This window comes from Denitrobacterium detoxificans, assembly GCF_015062615.1.
Taxonomy (GTDB): Bacteria; Actinomycetota; Coriobacteriia; order Coriobacteriales; family Eggerthellaceae; genus Denitrobacterium; species Denitrobacterium detoxificans_A.
Genome location: NZ_SUUH01000002.1, coordinates 389830 through 404275 on the forward strand (window position 1 = coordinate 389830; position 14446 = coordinate 404275).

Below are 14446 nucleotides of genomic sequence, written 5' to 3' on the forward strand. Positions count from 1 at the left end.
CGCCCTCACTAGTACCTCTTCACAAGCCCCAAAATGTTATCGTGGCAGATGGCTTGCGCGGTTTGCGACGTAAGGCGATCGAGCAGGTCGTAGTACTTCACCACTTCGGCGGGGTAGGTCTTCCAGTGGCCCACCTTGTCGGTGCCGATCATGATGCGGTTGGGGAATTCTTCGCACAACGCCACCCAGTCGTCCATCGTGTCGCCGTCGTTGTACCGGTCGGGGAAGTTGTCCTGTACGTAGTAGTCGTACACCACCCACGACAAATCGGTGTACAGGTTGGGGTGCGTGGCCAGCATCTCCGCGGCAATCTCGGGCAGGTGCTGAATTTCCACGCGTCGGGAAATGCCCACATGTGCCCAGATGATGTTGCACTCGGGGTTGTGCTCCACGGCCCGCTTAAGCTCGTCGAGGTAGAGCACCTCTTCGCTGCTTTGCGCGGTGATGTTGTGGTGAATCATTACGGGCAGGCCTTCTTCGGCGCCAAGGTCGAACACGTCTAGAAACGCCGGATGGTCGATGTGTGGCGGTTCGCCGTACGTAAGAGCCGTTAGATCGTCGTGGCGGCTCATGATCTCGCCGATGCCTTCCCAAAACCCTGGGTATAGGCGTAGCAGCTGACGGATGTGGTCGGCGGAGAATCGGTCGTTGCCGTTGATGCCGCAGCAGAAGGGGTGGTACCGCTTGCGAATGTCTTCCGGTTGGGCGAGCAGCTCCTCGGCCAGCAGGAAGTCGGTGCCCGAATAGTAGTAGCACCGCGAATCATTTGATAGGTAGTAGCTGGGAGCCTTGTCTGTATGCTCGTCCCATTGCTTGGCGATGCCCAGGCCGAAGACGACCGATTCCGATACGCCGCTCATGTCCTGCGCGCGGGCAAGCGCGGCAAACCCATCGGTCTTTTCCAGGAAGTCGCAATAGTGCAGGTGGCTGTCGACGATGTCGTAGCGAATGTCTACGCCGGGCTCGTCGATCTCCACCTGGGAGCCGTCGGTGAAGGCGATGCTCGCCGGCTCCTTGGCGTTTGCCCCCGTGGCGTCCGCGGGTACGCTCGATCGATCGCTGATCAGGGAGCTTTCGTTATTCACCGAGCCGCTTTGCGCTGTGGAGCCCGCGGTTTGCGCGCATCCCCCTAGCAGCGCCGACCCCGCTGCGCCCGCAAGCGCCATGCCCCCGGCTTTGAGCGCGTCTCTGCGCGAAATGCGTTTCACCATGCCTGAACCACTCCCTCCTTGATCCATGCCAGTTTGCCGTCATTGTATCCGTTTCAGCTATCGCCTGCTCTTGTAGATGCGTTTTCGTGCTGTGGTGTATTGCATCTTTCGATGCTGGTCTACTTTCTAGTTATTAATAGGTATGGATAGTGCTTTGCTCGAAATGCGTTAGTCGGGCCGATGCTTTTTAGCGCGTTAAAGAGTTGTTTGTCTGTTCTAATGCCGAGATCGAGGTAGTCTTTAGTGCATAGCTTGTACAAGTCCCTGGCGGATATCATTCGACCGTTTTTGACGTTTTTGGTTGAGCTATTTACCAGGGAGACCAATTGGTCTTTGTTCGCTAGTGCGAAATCCGGCAAATAGTACCATCGATCTATGCATAGCAAGAGGTAAGGACTCAAAACGAGTTTTGATTCGTAGTCCTCAGTTAACCCTGCGGTTTTCGCCAATTGCTTTACTTCTTTATATGGCAAATATCCATGGTTGTTTGCCATTTTGGTTTTAAGGAATTCGACGAACGTCTTGCAATTTGTTTTTAGTTTGATTGTCACCCATGGGTAGGCATTGAGGGAAAGCCGACTATCGGCAAGTTTGATTAACTGATAAAGGTATTCACGGTTGGTAATACCTTGAGCAGTAAGGTCATTTTCGTTTTGTTTGTAGATGGCATTGATGTGAACGATAGGAATGTCAGCTTCAGTCATATAGCGATATGCGGAGTTCGAGCAAGTGAATACTTGAGGAACGGCCGTTGGGGGTAATGGGGGAGCTGCCATTGAGAGGTCCTCGATTGTTGTTAAATATGCTGGATGCTGTTTAGCGTCCTCGCTATAACATAGTATGAGCTGGCCCTTTTCGTAGCCTGCATGATTGGTTGCCGCTATTACTTGAAATGAGAGATTCTCGTGCGTCGGGCAGGACTTGCACTTGCAGATGTTACTGAAATCAGTTCGGCAGATTGAAGTCCTGTCTTTTCTTGCGGTTTTGCAGAGCGAATCCGCCTTGGGGCACGAAGCGCATGGGTGCTTTGCTAGCACGATGGTTTGATTTGATTGGCGGTAGGTCGTTCCCGCGTCTAACGTTAAGAATTGTTCGAGATGAATATTTGAGTTAAAGCCGTATGTTGCTAGTAGGGCTTCTAATGCTTCATAGCTAAGAAAGCCATTTGTTCGTAAGAGCTGCGAATAAACCGCAATTCTAAGCGTTGTGAACACGATATTGCATGATATTTCATCTTGTGTGGGGCACGTTTTAATGATTTGGCGGACGCGTTCTCGGCTTATGCCATATTCCGATCCTAGGCTATTTAATGTGACACCAAGTCCTTTTTGCGTATAGTACCGGCTGGCTAGGTCGACTTGCCTTTGGTTTGGTTTTGAGCTGGAATCAGAAATAATGTCAGCGACGGCTTGGTGGATCGAGTTTAATTTGCTGTACGCCCTGTAGCATATGTCGGCATAGTCGATAATCTCTTCGTAGATGCAATACAACAGTGGGTTGTTTTCGGTGTAATTTGATAAATCTTGAACAGTCTTTGCTTGCGTAATCGTATTGCATTCGTTGGGAATAGATAGAAAATCGAACACGGATAGTGGAACGTCTCTGATCCAATCGGGGCATCGGTTTGCCAGACATTTTGCCTTTTGTGGGAGGAGGTTTGTATAGCCGAGCCTATTTAATGCATTAATCAGCTCGATTAAGAGGGTTGAGGCGCTTGCCATTCCGAGCTTTGCGGCGACTGCTCCGATACTGGATGTGCAGAGTGATTCTAATGCTAATTCGAGTGGTTTTCCCGTTGGGCGTATTTCGGTAATTGATTCGCGTCCACCTTTGCTTAGCGATTGGAGTATTGAATAAGCTTGCTCTGTGGTTTTGAGCAGCGGTCCCTTTTGATAGCGGATTAGCGAGCAAATATTCGACTTGCTGTTGGTTAAATCGAGGGGGATGAATGCTGTTTTTCCATCTGGCACATTGATCGTAAATGCTGTTCTTTCGCAGGGATAATCGCTGATAAGTGACTCGACGAGATTGTCGTGCGTGCATCCGTGACGAAGCATGGACTCCCACATCATCTTTCTGAATGACCTCTGTTCAGCGCATGTCGCTTGGCTAGTCGAATCATCGGTTATTGATTTGAATGTGAGAGTAAGGCCGAGCGTGGCTGCCGCAGACTCCATTTTCTTCAGCCTGCCACTTCCCATGCCCTTAATGGCTAAAATGTCTTCTATTGAAGAGCCTGCGAGGTCACTAACGTAAACAAAGCCTGCTTCGGATAGTTTGGATGCGATTCCCGGGGTCGTGATTGACGAAATGGGTGTGCTGCTGGCTTTTTCGCTGCATTTTTTGGCGCCATCGAATTTATGCGGCGTTTTGTATGGTTTATGGTGCAGGTTTAAATTGGTAACAAGCCATCGTTCTGCTTCAAGTACAAGGGAAGGGCTTGTCTTTGAAGCCTCGACGATTATGTCTATGGGCACGTTTGCGAGGTCGTGCGCCGATTCGACGCCATAGTAACGAAGTTTGCTTATCCCTGTCTTTGGGAAAAACCGTTCGATTGGTGTATTCGGGATTGATGTGGCGGAATACTGACCCAGAAATGCGCGAGTGGTGTTAGGGCGCTGTTCGCCCCCGCTCTCAATCGCTTTTGTCATTTCGTCCATCGTCAACTGCTCATTCGCCTCTTCTGTGTTTGCTCGGATATGCAAGTTGTATTTGCGGATTGCCGTAATATTGACGTATACGTAAAGCCTCTCGCTTCAATTGTAATGGTACGTAACTCTCTTACCGGAAAAAATCGCCCCAGGCCAATGGCCCGGGGCGATGTTCGCTAGTCTATTTGTTCGCTCCGCTTATGCGGCCTTCTCGCCAGCTAGAATCTTGTGGGCGCGCTCGTATTCCGCAACCTCATGCTCGGGCAGCTCGCCTTCTGCGATGCGGCCGCGGGCGGTCTCGTAATCGCGCGTGCCAATGAACACTTCCTGCTTGTAGGGGTTCACCCCTAGCTTCTTCGCGCGGTAGAAGATGTAGACGATCGCCGCCACGTTCGCGCCAAGCGCCAGAACCGAGACCACGGTGTTCGTGGTGGTGTTCAGCGTGGAGTTCACGGCAAATACGCTGTCGAAGCCAAACGACGGGAAGGAATCCTGGAACTGCGGGAATACCTGCGCGAACATGCACCAGATGGCCAGCGTGTTGGCGCGGTTCTGAATCCAGCCGCCCTTGTTCCAAAGGGCCGCGGCCACGGTGGGGGCCAGAAGCAACGCCAAGCCGCAGTACCATGCGTGGTTGGGCAGGCAGTTGTACGTATAGCAGAAGTTCCACAGGTCGTAGGCAATCACGAACACCCAGGTCATGTCAGCCCAGACCATGTCATCCTTCTTCTTCGACGTGTACACGGCCCACCAGCCGGTCATGCAGAAGATGTCGATGAGGCCCGCAATGCCGTTGAACAGGTTGTTGAAACCGGCAATCTGCGTGGCATGCTCGGAAGTTACCCATACGATCGAGCCCGTGGCGGCGTCGACGAATGCGCCGTCGGATCCGGGCACCGTGGGGTCCTGGATGACGCCCGCATTATATTGCAGCAGGTGAACGAAGCTCTCGAAGTCGCTTACCACGGCAATGAGGATGTTGATGCCCACGATGATGAACGGGAAGCACTTGAACCAAGTGGCCTTGCCCAGCTTGCCCCAGTGGTACTTGATGATCATGAAGCCAATGCAGCCGGTAAGCGCCGCGTACACCTTCGCGTAGTGGAACCAGCCGTTTTGGAACAGGACCGTGGGGTTGTTCTGCGCCCATTCGGCGCCCGACCCGGCGCCCACCGTTACGGCGATGCAGTAGATGGTCATGGCGATGGGAAGCGCCACGAACATGATGATGCCGCCGGCCTTGCTTCTTCGGGCAAACTCGTTCAGTAGTATGAGCCCGCCGAACACGAGCACCCAGCCTACCCATTGGTACAGCGCATTTGCCCCATACACGTCGAATAGCATAATCTCCTCCTAACCTTGTAACGAGTGGCGTCTACCGTGCTACTCGTTGTCCCCTAGATCCAGGTGCAGCGTCTGCGCGACGAGACTTTCCAGGACCTCGTCGGACGCGTCGGGATGGCTGCGGATGAATGCGACCATGCCCATGATGAGCATGTAGAACATCTCGTAGACGTGCTCGATTTCCAAGTGATGGCTTTGCGCGTAGGCAACGGCGGTGGTGTTAGTGAGGTAACGTGCGAGCACGTCGGCAGACCGGGAAAGAAAACGCAGGTAGAGGCTTGCGTTTTCGTTGTGGGCCAAATCTGTTCGAAACGATCCGTTGTCGAAGACGCCTCGCTTGAGCATGCGGATGCAATCGTGAAGCGCCTTGCGCACGTTGCCCGGTTCGCGGTTGTCGTTCCACAGCTCCACCATCTCGCGAAACTCCTCGACGTAATCGTCCAGGACCGCTTCGGTCACGGCGTCCTTGTCGGGAAAGTAGTGGTAGAACAGGCTGCGCGTGACTCCCACGGCGGCGGTGATGCTCTTTACGGTGGTGTGCGCCATGCCGCGCTCTTCGTAGAGGGTGCGTGCGGCGGATACGATTTCCGCACGACGATCTGGCGAATCGGTGATTTCAATCTGGTCGATCATTGCCATGGCCCCTCTCCATTGACGCTGTGTCAACCCTGATGGCTCGAATATACGCTTCGCGTTGACGCAGCGTCAATGAACACATCGCTCGATGCGTCAACGGAGTGGGCGCGGCTGGAATTCATGGCGGAAACCTGCGCAATGGCTGCTCCGCGGCTGTTCGACTGCCTGCAGTAGATGAACTTAGCCGAACATTTCCGTGGTGTGGTCTCGCGCTCGCGCAGACATGCCGTATCATTGCCCCATGCTCAGTCTTACGCTTGCATGGAACATATTTACCCTCTTCATCATCATGGCCATGGGGTTCGCGCTCGTGAAAACGGGCATCGCGAAGCCCGAGCACAGCCATGGCGTGTCGCTGCTTTCGCTCTACATCGTGAGCCCGTGCATGATCATCTCCGCCTTTCAGGTGGAGCTCACCGACGACCTGCGCTCCGGCTTCATGCTTTCCTGCCTGGCCGCCGTCATCGTGCAGGCTTCCTACAACTTGGTGTGCTTCCTGCTGAAGCGCCCGCTGGGCCTTACGGCGGTGGAGCGCGCGTCGGTTACGTACTCGAACGCCGGCAACCTTATCATTCCCCTGGTCGTGAGCCTGTTGGGCTCCGAATGGGTCATCTACTGCACGCCGTTCATCTTCGTGCAGAACGCGTTTTTGTGGAGCGTGGGGAAGAGCACCCTGCAGGGTAAGACCACGGTCGACTGGCGGCAGATTGTGCTTTCGCCGAACATGATCGCCACGTACGTGGGCGGCCTGCTGTTCTTGCTGCAAATCGAACTTCCTGGCCCGCTGGGCAACGCCGTAAGCTCTGTCGGCAGCATGATTGGTCCGCTGGCCATGCTGCTTACGGGCCTTATCATGGGCGGCATCAAGGCGTCCGACCTGGTGCGGTTCCGCCGCTTGCCCATTCCCGTGCTGCTGCGCTTGGTGGCCCTGCCCCTGCTCGCGCTGGGGGCGATGAAGCTCTTGCTGCTTGCGAACCTTGCGCCCGACGCTTCCAACATCCTGCTCATCACGCTCTTGGGTGCGGCAGCTCCTGCGGCTTCCACGGTGAACCAGATGGCGAACATCTACGGCAATGACGCGGGGTACGCCAGCATCATCAATGTGGTCACCACGCTGTTGTGCATCATCACGATGCCGCTCGTTGTCGCCGTGTATCTGCTGTAGCTTTCGCTTGCGTGTGTCAAGACACTCGTGGGTTCGGCGAGTCGCCTAGCCCAGGGTGGCTGGGCTTCTTAGCGCTTGCATGCGCCACCTACCACCAAACTCACCACGCAAAACAAAAGCGCCCGGTCTCCCGAGCGCTTGCATTCGTAAGTATTTCGCCGCAGCTTACTTGTCGCCGTTGATGATGCCGCGCATGGCATCGAGCAGCTTCTGGTTTTCCTCGCGCGTGCGTACGCAGACGCAGAAGAACTCGTCGGAGGGTAGGCCCGGCGATCCTGCCAGGCGGTTTACCAAAAAGCCTGCCAGCTGCAGCTTCACGATGAGCTCTTCGGCGCACGTAACGCTCAGGCGCATCTCTTCTCCGGGCGTGAACTCGCACAGCACGAAGTTGCCCTCGGCGGGGTGGATGCTAATGCCTGGAATAAGGCTGAGCATGCACTGCATCCAGGGGATTTCCGTGTCCAGGAATTCATGCGTGCGCTCTAGGTAGTCGCCGTGGCGCACGATGGACTTGGCCAGTACCTCGGCGAACATGGTGGCGTCGGCACCGTCGTAGAACTGGCGAATCTGCTTGATGGTAGCGGGGTTCGCGGCGATGTAGCTTAGCGGCACGCCCGGCATGCCGAAGGTAACCGATGGCGAGCGCACTACGATCAGATTGCTGTAGCGCTCGATGAGCGGCAGCAGGCTTTCCGCACCAAACGCCAGTTCGATGTAGCTTTCGTCCACGATGACCCATCCGCAGGTTTCCAGGTAGTGCACCAGCGTGTCGCTTTGCAGCAGGCGCGAGGTGGGGTAGGACGGGTTCGCCAGGACCATGCCGTCGAAGTCGCCGTACATGCTGCGTGCGGTGTAGGCGTCCAGCGTGGCGAACGACGTGGGGTTCTCGATTTCGATGTAGTCGTGCCCAGCGTTGGAAATTGCCAGGGCGTAATCGGCGGGCGCGGGCATCATAATGCCCACCACGCCGCATGCGTAGGCCTGCGCGGTGGCGCGGATCATCTTCGTGACCGACGTGCCCACCAGGATGCACGAGCGGTCGATGCCCAGATAGCGGGCCAGCTCGTCGCGCAGTACGTGGCCGTCGCGGTCGGGAACGTAGGCAAGCTCGCCTTCCACCAGCGCGGAATGCATGGCTTGGATGAACGGCTTGGGGGTTCCCATGGGGTTTACCGGATGGCAGAAATCCATCCAGGTCATTTCGGTGCGTAATTCGTACGGAAGGCATACGGGCTTTTGGGGGAGCGTGGTGACGGTTTGCCTATAGTCGGCCGTGCCGTTGAAGCCCAAAAGGGATGGCATGCTCATAGGTGACCCCTCTCTAATACCCGCTTTCCGTAGCGCGTACGTCGCGCGTGAGTGTCAATGCTAGCACATTGGAACCCCAATACACGGCGCATGCTATTCTTGCATCATGAGATTCGAACAAGACAACAATGAGACCGCATTCGTGCCACAAGATATGGTGCAAGCGAACGATAGTTCGTGGAACGGTCGTGCCATCATGCTCCTCGATTTGGACGCGTTCTTTGCCTCCGTGGAGCAGTTGGACCATCCCGCGTGGCGCGGCAAGCCCGTTATCGTGGGCGGCTCGGCCGACGCGCGCGACGTTGTCTCCACGTGTTCGTACGAGGCGCGCACATTTGGCGTGCGTAGCGCCATGGCGGCGGCAACGGCACGGCGTCTGTGCCCTCAGGCCATTTGGACGCCAGGCCGCTTCAGTCGCTATCGCGAGGTGTCGCGCCAGGTCATGGCCATCATGGAAAGCGAAAGCCCCTTCATTCAGCAGGTGAGTGTGGATGAAGCGTTCCTGGACATCACGCCCACGGCGCATCGCTCGGAAAGCCCCGTGAGCGTGGCTATGCGCATTCAACGCCGCGTGCACGAGCTGGGCGTTACCTGCTCCATTGGCCTGGGCGTGAGCAAGGCGGTTGCGAAGACGGCTTCCGAAGCCGACAAGCCGCGTGGCATCACCGTGGTGTACCCGGGGCGCGAGGCGGCCTTCCTGGCGCCGCTGCCCACGTCGCGCATGAGCGGCATTGGCCCCGTAGCCCAGGCTCACCTGAAGGAGTTCGGCATCACCACGCTGGGCCAGGTGGCTGCGGCCGATCCCGACGTGCTGCGGCGCGTGTTCGGCAAGAATGCCGAGGCCATGCGCGCACGTTGCCTGGGTGCCGACACCGATGGCATCTCCGCGGGCGAGCCGGTGAAGCAGGTGAGCAACGAGATCAGCTTCGCGCACGACCTAACGGAGCGCGCCGACATCGAGGCCGCCCTTGGCACCGTGGCCGCGAAGGTGGGGCGTCGCCTGCGCTTGAAGGGCATGGCTGGCAGCACGGTTTCCCTGAAGATACGCTACGCGAACCTGAACGTCCGCAGCGCGCAGAAGCGCCTGCCCGGGCCCACGAACGACGAGTACGTGATTGCGGCGCATCTGCGTTCCATGCTCTGCGACTTGTGGCATCCGGGAACGGCGGTGCGCTTGGTGGGGTGTGGCATTTCGCGATTCGATGGGGAAGCGCCCGTGCAAGATTCGCTCTTCGAGCTGGAAGACGAAGCGCCCGATGCCAGCCTGCCCAGCGAAGAGCAGCGCGAGAATCTGAAGACAGCCACCGACATGGTGCGCGATCGCTTTGGCGAGTACGCCGTGCAGTTCGGCCGCGAGATGCGCACGCGCCAGAACCTTACGGGCAGCTCGAGCAAGAATCCCGCTGACTACAAGTAACTGTCGATTGCGGCCAGCGGCTGCAGTTTACAGGTCCGTTTGCATGCGCGCTTGGTGAGAGGCTTGATTCGGCGCGCTCAGCAGCTGTATACATCGGGCTCGTTCGCCGCGCACCGCCGCGCTTCATGCATTGCTCCATTTCCCCAGCACTGCGCATTCGGCGCGCGCGTGGATTTGGCGTTTTTGCGCCGCCGCTCAACCGCGCCCGTTTTGCCCCTATAATAGCCATTTGTAAATTTAGGCATATGTGGAAGGTACAGAAGTGGCCAACGCGTATAAACAGACGATGATTCTGCCCAAGACTGACTTCGCGATGAGGGGTAATCTGCCTCAGAACGAGCCTTCGCGCCTGCAGTGGTGGAACGACATCGACATCTACCACAAGGTGCTGGAGAAGAACAAGGACGGCCAGCCGTTCGTGCTGCACGACGGCCCTCCGTACGCCAACGGCCCCATCCACATTGGCCATGCCTTCAACAAGATCCTGAAGGACTTCGTGAACAAGACCAACGCGCAGCGTGGCTACTTCACGCCGTACATCCCTGGCTGGGATACGCACGGCCAGCCTATCGAGCACGAGGTCGAAAAGAAGATCGGCACCGAAAAGATGAACGAGCTGCCTCAGTCGGTCATCCGCAAGATGTGCCGTGAATGGGCCGAAAAGTTCGTTGACGTGCAGCGCGATGGTTTCAAGCGTCTGGGCGTGAACGCCGACTGGGATCATCCGTACCTCACGTTCCAACCCACCTACGAGAGCGCGAACGTAGAAGTCTTCAAGAAGATGTACCTCGACGGCGCCGTGTATCGCGGCCGCAAGCCCATCCACTGGTGCAGCCACTGCCATACCGCTTTGGCCGAAGCCGAAATCGAATACGGTGACGAGGTAAGCCCCGCCATCTTCGTGCGCTTCGAGCTCACCACCACGCCTGCGGGCCTGGAAGCCTACGAGGGCTCTGTCGACGTGGCCATCTGGACCACCACGCCCTGGACGCTTCCTGCCGACGTCATCGTCATCCTGCATCCGAAGGCCGAGTACGTGGCCGTCATGCACGACGGTCGCCCCACCATCTTCGCCCGCGAGCTGGCGGCGAAGTGCTGCGAGAAGTTCGGCTGGGAATGCAACCTGGTGGAAGTAAACGGCGAGGTCTGGCACGCCACGGGCGAGCAGCTGGCTGGCAACAAGTACAAGCAGCCCATCTTCGGCGATGCTGGCGAAGAGGGCACGTTCATCCACGCCGATTACGTCACGCTGGAAGACGGCACGGGCATCGTTCACGGTGCACCTGGTCACGGCGTCGACGACTACAAGGCCGGCATGAAGTTCGGCATTCCCGTAGTTATGCCCGTCGATGACGACGGCCGTTTCTACACGGGCGAGGGCATGGGCACCGGCGGCCCGTTCAGCGGCATGGACGTGAACGACGCCAACCCCAAGATCATCGAATGGCTGCGCGAGCGCGGCACGCTCATCCTGCACGAGGACATCAACCACAGCTATCCTCACTGCTGGCGCTGCCACGAGCCCGTCATTTTCCGCGCCACCGACCAGTGGTTCGTCTCCATGGACGAAACGGGTCTGCGCGAGAAGGCGCTCGACCAGATTCACAACCACGTGCGCTTCGTGCCCGAATGGGGCGTCAACCGCATTGGCGCCATGGTGGAAGACCGTCCCGACTGGTGCATTTCGCGTCAGCGTAACTGGGGCGTGCCCATTCCCGTGTTCAAGTGCGCGCACTGCGGCGAAGTCGTGGCTACCGAAGAGACGTTCGACGCGGTCATCGACCTGTTCAACACCGAAGGCGCCGATGCTTGGTTCACCAAGCAGCCCGCCGAGTACCTGCCCGAAGGCACCTGCTGCCCCGCATGCGGCGGCACCGACCTGGTTCCCGAAAAGGACATCCTCGACGTCTGGTGGGAATCCGGCGTGTCCAACGTGGGCGTGCTGCAGCACCGCGCCGAGGCCGACGGACTGAAGTGGCCTGCCGACATGTACCTGGAAGGTTCCGACCAGCATCGTGGCTGGTTCCAGAGCTCGCTTCTGTGTGGCGTGGGCGCATTTGGCACCTCGCCCTACAAGAGCGTTGTCTGCTGCGGCTTTACCGTCGACGAAAACGGCGAGAAGATGAGCAAGAGCAAGGGCAACGGCATCGACCCGAACGAAGTGTGCAACAAGTTCGGCGCCGACGTACTTCGCCTGTGGGTTGCGTCCACCGACTACTCGGTTGACGTGTCCATTTCCGACAACATCCTGAAGCGCGTGTCCGATGCGTACCGCCGCTTCCGCAACACGTTCCGCTTCCTGCTGGGCTCTCTGCCCGACTTCGACGACCAGGTGAACTGCGTCGCCAGCTTCGACGAACTCACGCCCATCGACCAGTGGGCCATGGTGCGCCTGGAACAGCTGCTCAACGACGTGGACGCCGCGTTCAACGCGTACCAGTACCATCGTGCGTATCGCGCGCTGTACGACTACGTGGTGGGCGACCTTTCCGCCGTGTACCTGGATTCGCTGAAGGATCGCCTGTATTCGGAAGCCCCGAACAGCCCGCTGCGTCGCAGCGCCCAGACGGTTCTCATGAACATCCTGGAAGTGCTCGTTCGCATCATGACGCCCATCATCAGCTTCACCACCGAGGAAGTGTGGCAGCATTACCCCGAGGCCATTCGCAACCGCGAGGGTCGTCCCGAATCGGTGCAGCTGGCTGGCTGGCCCACGCGCGACGACTTCGTGCCTGCGCTGCCTGCCGATACTGCTGCCATCGCCGATTCGTTCGCTTACGTGCTGCAGGCGCGCGAGGTGGTTACCAAGGCGCTGGAAGATGCGCGTAGCAACGGCCTGGTGAACAAGAGCCAGGAAGCAACGGTTCAGCTGCAGGTTCCCGCCGACGCCTTCGCGGCGCTGCAGTCCTACGACGCTGGCATGCTGGAAGAGCTGTTCATCGTGAGCGGCGTCGAACTTTCGCAGTGCGAGGGCGAGGACATGGCCGCGACCATCGGCGTGAGCGAGAAGGAAAAGTGCCCGCGCTGCTGGAACTACCGCGACCTGGGCGGCAACGCCGCGCATCCCCATGTGTGCGAGCGCTGCGGCAACGTGCTCGACGAAATTGGATTCACCGAGGAATAGCGCATGCCCAACGCTATGAAGCGACTTTCCGCCAAGCATGCCACGGTGGCCTTCACGGTCATCGTGGCCGTTTGGCTTATTCTCGACCGCATTACCAAGGTTGCCTTCGACAATGGCCAGGTGGGGCAGGTGTTCGTTGACAATGTGCTGGGTCTGTTCCAGTTCATACTGGTGCACAACACCGGTGCTGCCTGGGGCATCTTCAGCAAGTCCACGTTCGCGCTGGGCGTCTTCAGCGTCATCATCAGCGTTGCCGTGATCCTGTGGTTCGCCTCGGTGGCGCGTAAGGGCCAGGTTGCCCTGCTCGAGGTCATCTCGCTTGCCCTTGTTGCCTCGGGTGGCCTGGGCAATGCCATCGACCGCCTGGCGTATGGCTACGTGGTCGACTTTATTAACTGCACCTTTATCGATTTCCCCGTGTTCAATGTGGCCGACATCGGCGTCACGGTGGGAATCGCTCTGCTCATGATTAGCTTGTTGCTTTCCATCTTTGCGTCCGACGAGGCTTCCGCTGCTGCCGACGCGGGTAAGGGCGAATAATGGCGCGCGCCCTCATGTGCCAGGTGGGTGGCGAAGACGAGGGTATGCGCCTTGATGCGTACCTGGCGCTTCGCGATTGCTACGAAAGCCGCAGTCAGGCTGCCAAGCAGATCGAGGCGGGTGCCGTGTTCGTGAACGGAGCTACCGCTACCAAGAAGACGAAGGTCTGTGCGGGCGACACCATCGTGTACGAGGAAGTGCCGCAGGCGCAGCATATCGACCTGCGTGGCGAGGACATCCCGCTCGATATTCGCTACGAAGACGACGACATGATCGTCATTTCCAAGCAGGCGGGGCTCTGCGTGCACCCTGCGCCCAATCATCCGTCGTTTACCCTGGTAAATGCACTCATTTATGCGTATGGCCGCGACAGCCTGGCCCACGTGCAGGGTGATGACCGCCCTGGCATCGTGCACCGTCTCGACATGGATACGAGCGGTCTAATGATGTGCGCGAAGAGTGATGCCTGCGGCGCGGCGCTGCAGGAACTCATCCGCGTGCACGAGGTGGACCGCAAGTACATCACGCTCGTGCATGGCAACATCGCCTACGATACGGGCATGATCGATGCGCCCATCGCGCGTGCCGATTTCGACCGCTTGCGTATGGCCATTTCGTATAAGCCCACGGCGCGCAATGCGCTTACCACGTTCACGGTGCTCGAGCGCTTCGAGCAGGGCACGAAGGACCAGGGCTTCACGCTTCTGGAATGCAAGCTCTATACGGGCCGTACGCACCAGATTCGCGTGCACATGGAGCACATCGGCCACTGCTGCGTGGGTGACCCGCTGTATCGCTGGGGCAACGAACAGCAGCAGTTGGGCCTGCAGCGCCAATTCCTGCATTCCTATTCGCTCGACGTGGACCATCCGCTTACGGGCGACCATATCCACCTGATCGACGGGTTCCCGCCCGACTTGCGCGAGGTGCTCGATACTCTGGCGCCGCGTAGCATGGGTCGTACAGCTGCGGGTGAGGGCATTTTGCAGGCGATGGCCGAAGCTCAGGCGCAAACCCCCGACCTGCAGTTATAATCAACTTCACCAGGGA

Annotated in this window: 10 protein-coding genes; 5 read left to right on the forward strand and 5 right to left on the reverse strand. The window is 58.1% G+C overall.

What is annotated here, in order from left to right:
* Positions 1 to 8: 8 nt before the first annotated feature.
* From E7002_RS04410 to E7002_RS04425, 4 genes are all read right to left on the reverse strand, one after another.
* On the reverse strand, positions 9 to 1211 hold the full coding sequence (locus E7002_RS04410) for an amidohydrolase family protein (RefSeq protein ID WP_303727654.1): 1203 nt from the start codon (positions 1209 to 1211) through the stop codon (positions 9 to 11).
* A 119-nt stretch (positions 1212 to 1330) separates the two neighbouring features.
* A complete protein-coding gene (locus E7002_RS04415) occupies positions 1331 to 3871 on the reverse strand; it encodes a hypothetical protein (RefSeq protein ID WP_303727655.1) in 2541 nt (846 codons plus the stop codon).
* A 189-nt stretch (positions 3872 to 4060) separates the two neighbouring features.
* Complete coding sequence (locus E7002_RS04420; protein WP_303727656.1) at positions 4061 to 5206, reverse strand: DUF5692 family protein; 1146 nt, start codon at positions 5204 to 5206, stop codon at positions 4061 to 4063.
* 39 nt (positions 5207 to 5245) lie between these two features.
* Positions 5246 to 5845: a TetR/AcrR family transcriptional regulator gene (locus tag E7002_RS04425; protein ID WP_303727657.1), complete on the reverse strand. Its 600-nt coding sequence runs from the start codon at positions 5843 to 5845 to the stop codon at positions 5246 to 5248.
* A gap of 238 nt (positions 5846 to 6083) precedes the next feature.
* Here E7002_RS04425 and E7002_RS04430 point away from each other — a divergent pair, with 238 nt between their 5' ends.
* Positions 6084 to 7007, forward strand: a complete 924-nt coding sequence (locus tag E7002_RS04430; RefSeq protein WP_303727658.1) for an AEC family transporter — start codon at positions 6084 to 6086, stop codon at positions 7005 to 7007.
* A gap of 165 nt (positions 7008 to 7172) precedes the next feature.
* On the opposite strand, the gene E7002_RS04435 is transcribed toward E7002_RS04430, so the two are convergent.
* Entirely contained in the window at positions 7173 to 8315 is a 1143-nt protein-coding gene (locus E7002_RS04435; RefSeq protein ID WP_066662792.1) for a histidinol-phosphate transaminase, read from the reverse strand.
* A 142-nt stretch (positions 8316 to 8457) separates the two neighbouring features.
* Here E7002_RS04435 and dinB point away from each other — a divergent pair, with 142 nt between their 5' ends.
* The 4 genes from dinB (at position 8458) to E7002_RS04455 (ending at position 14430) form a co-directional block, all read left to right on the forward strand.
* On the forward strand, positions 8458 to 9732 hold the full coding sequence (gene dinB, locus E7002_RS04440) for a DNA polymerase IV (protein ID WP_303727659.1): 1275 nt from the start codon (positions 8458 to 8460) through the stop codon (positions 9730 to 9732).
* Between the two features lie 262 nt (positions 9733 to 9994).
* Entirely contained in the window at positions 9995 to 12856 is a 2862-nt protein-coding gene (ileS, locus tag E7002_RS04445) for an isoleucine--tRNA ligase (RefSeq protein WP_303727660.1), read from the forward strand.
* 3 nt (positions 12857 to 12859) lie between these two features.
* Positions 12860 to 13396, forward strand: a complete 537-nt coding sequence (lspA, locus tag E7002_RS04450; RefSeq protein WP_303727661.1) for a signal peptidase II — start codon at positions 12860 to 12862, stop codon at positions 13394 to 13396.
* Positions 13396 to 14430: an RluA family pseudouridine synthase gene (locus E7002_RS04455; RefSeq protein WP_303727662.1), complete on the forward strand. Its 1035-nt coding sequence runs from the start codon at positions 13396 to 13398 to the stop codon at positions 14428 to 14430. Before lspA ends, E7002_RS04455 begins: the two co-directional genes overlap by 1 nt.
* The last annotated feature ends 16 nt before the right edge of the window (positions 14431 to 14446 follow it).

Bases quoted from the DNA above. Each gene is read 5' to 3' on its own strand.
- E7002_RS04410 (WP_303727654.1), bottom strand. From the start codon at position 1,211: ATGGTGAAACGCATTTCGCGCAGAGACGCGCTCAAAGCCGGGGGCATG.
- E7002_RS04415 (WP_303727655.1), bottom strand. From the start codon at position 3,871: ATGGACGAAATGACAAAAGCGATTGAGAGCGGGGGCGAACAGCGCCCT.
- E7002_RS04420 (WP_303727656.1), bottom strand. From the start codon at position 5,206: ATGCTATTCGACGTGTATGGGGCAAATGCGCTGTACCAATGGGTAGGC.
- E7002_RS04455 (WP_303727662.1), top strand. From the start codon at position 13,396: ATGGCGCGCGCCCTCATGTGCCAGGTGGGTGGCGAAGACGAGGGTATG.
- lspA (WP_303727661.1), top strand. From the start codon at position 12,860: ATGCCCAACGCTATGAAGCGACTTTCCGCCAAGCATGCCACGGTGGCC.
- E7002_RS04425 (WP_303727657.1), bottom strand. From the start codon at position 5,845: ATGGCAATGATCGACCAGATTGAAATCACCGATTCGCCAGATCGTCGT.
- E7002_RS04430 (WP_303727658.1), top strand. From the start codon at position 6,084: ATGCTCAGTCTTACGCTTGCATGGAACATATTTACCCTCTTCATCATC.
- E7002_RS04435 (WP_066662792.1), bottom strand. From the start codon at position 8,315: ATGAGCATGCCATCCCTTTTGGGCTTCAACGGCACGGCCGACTATAGG.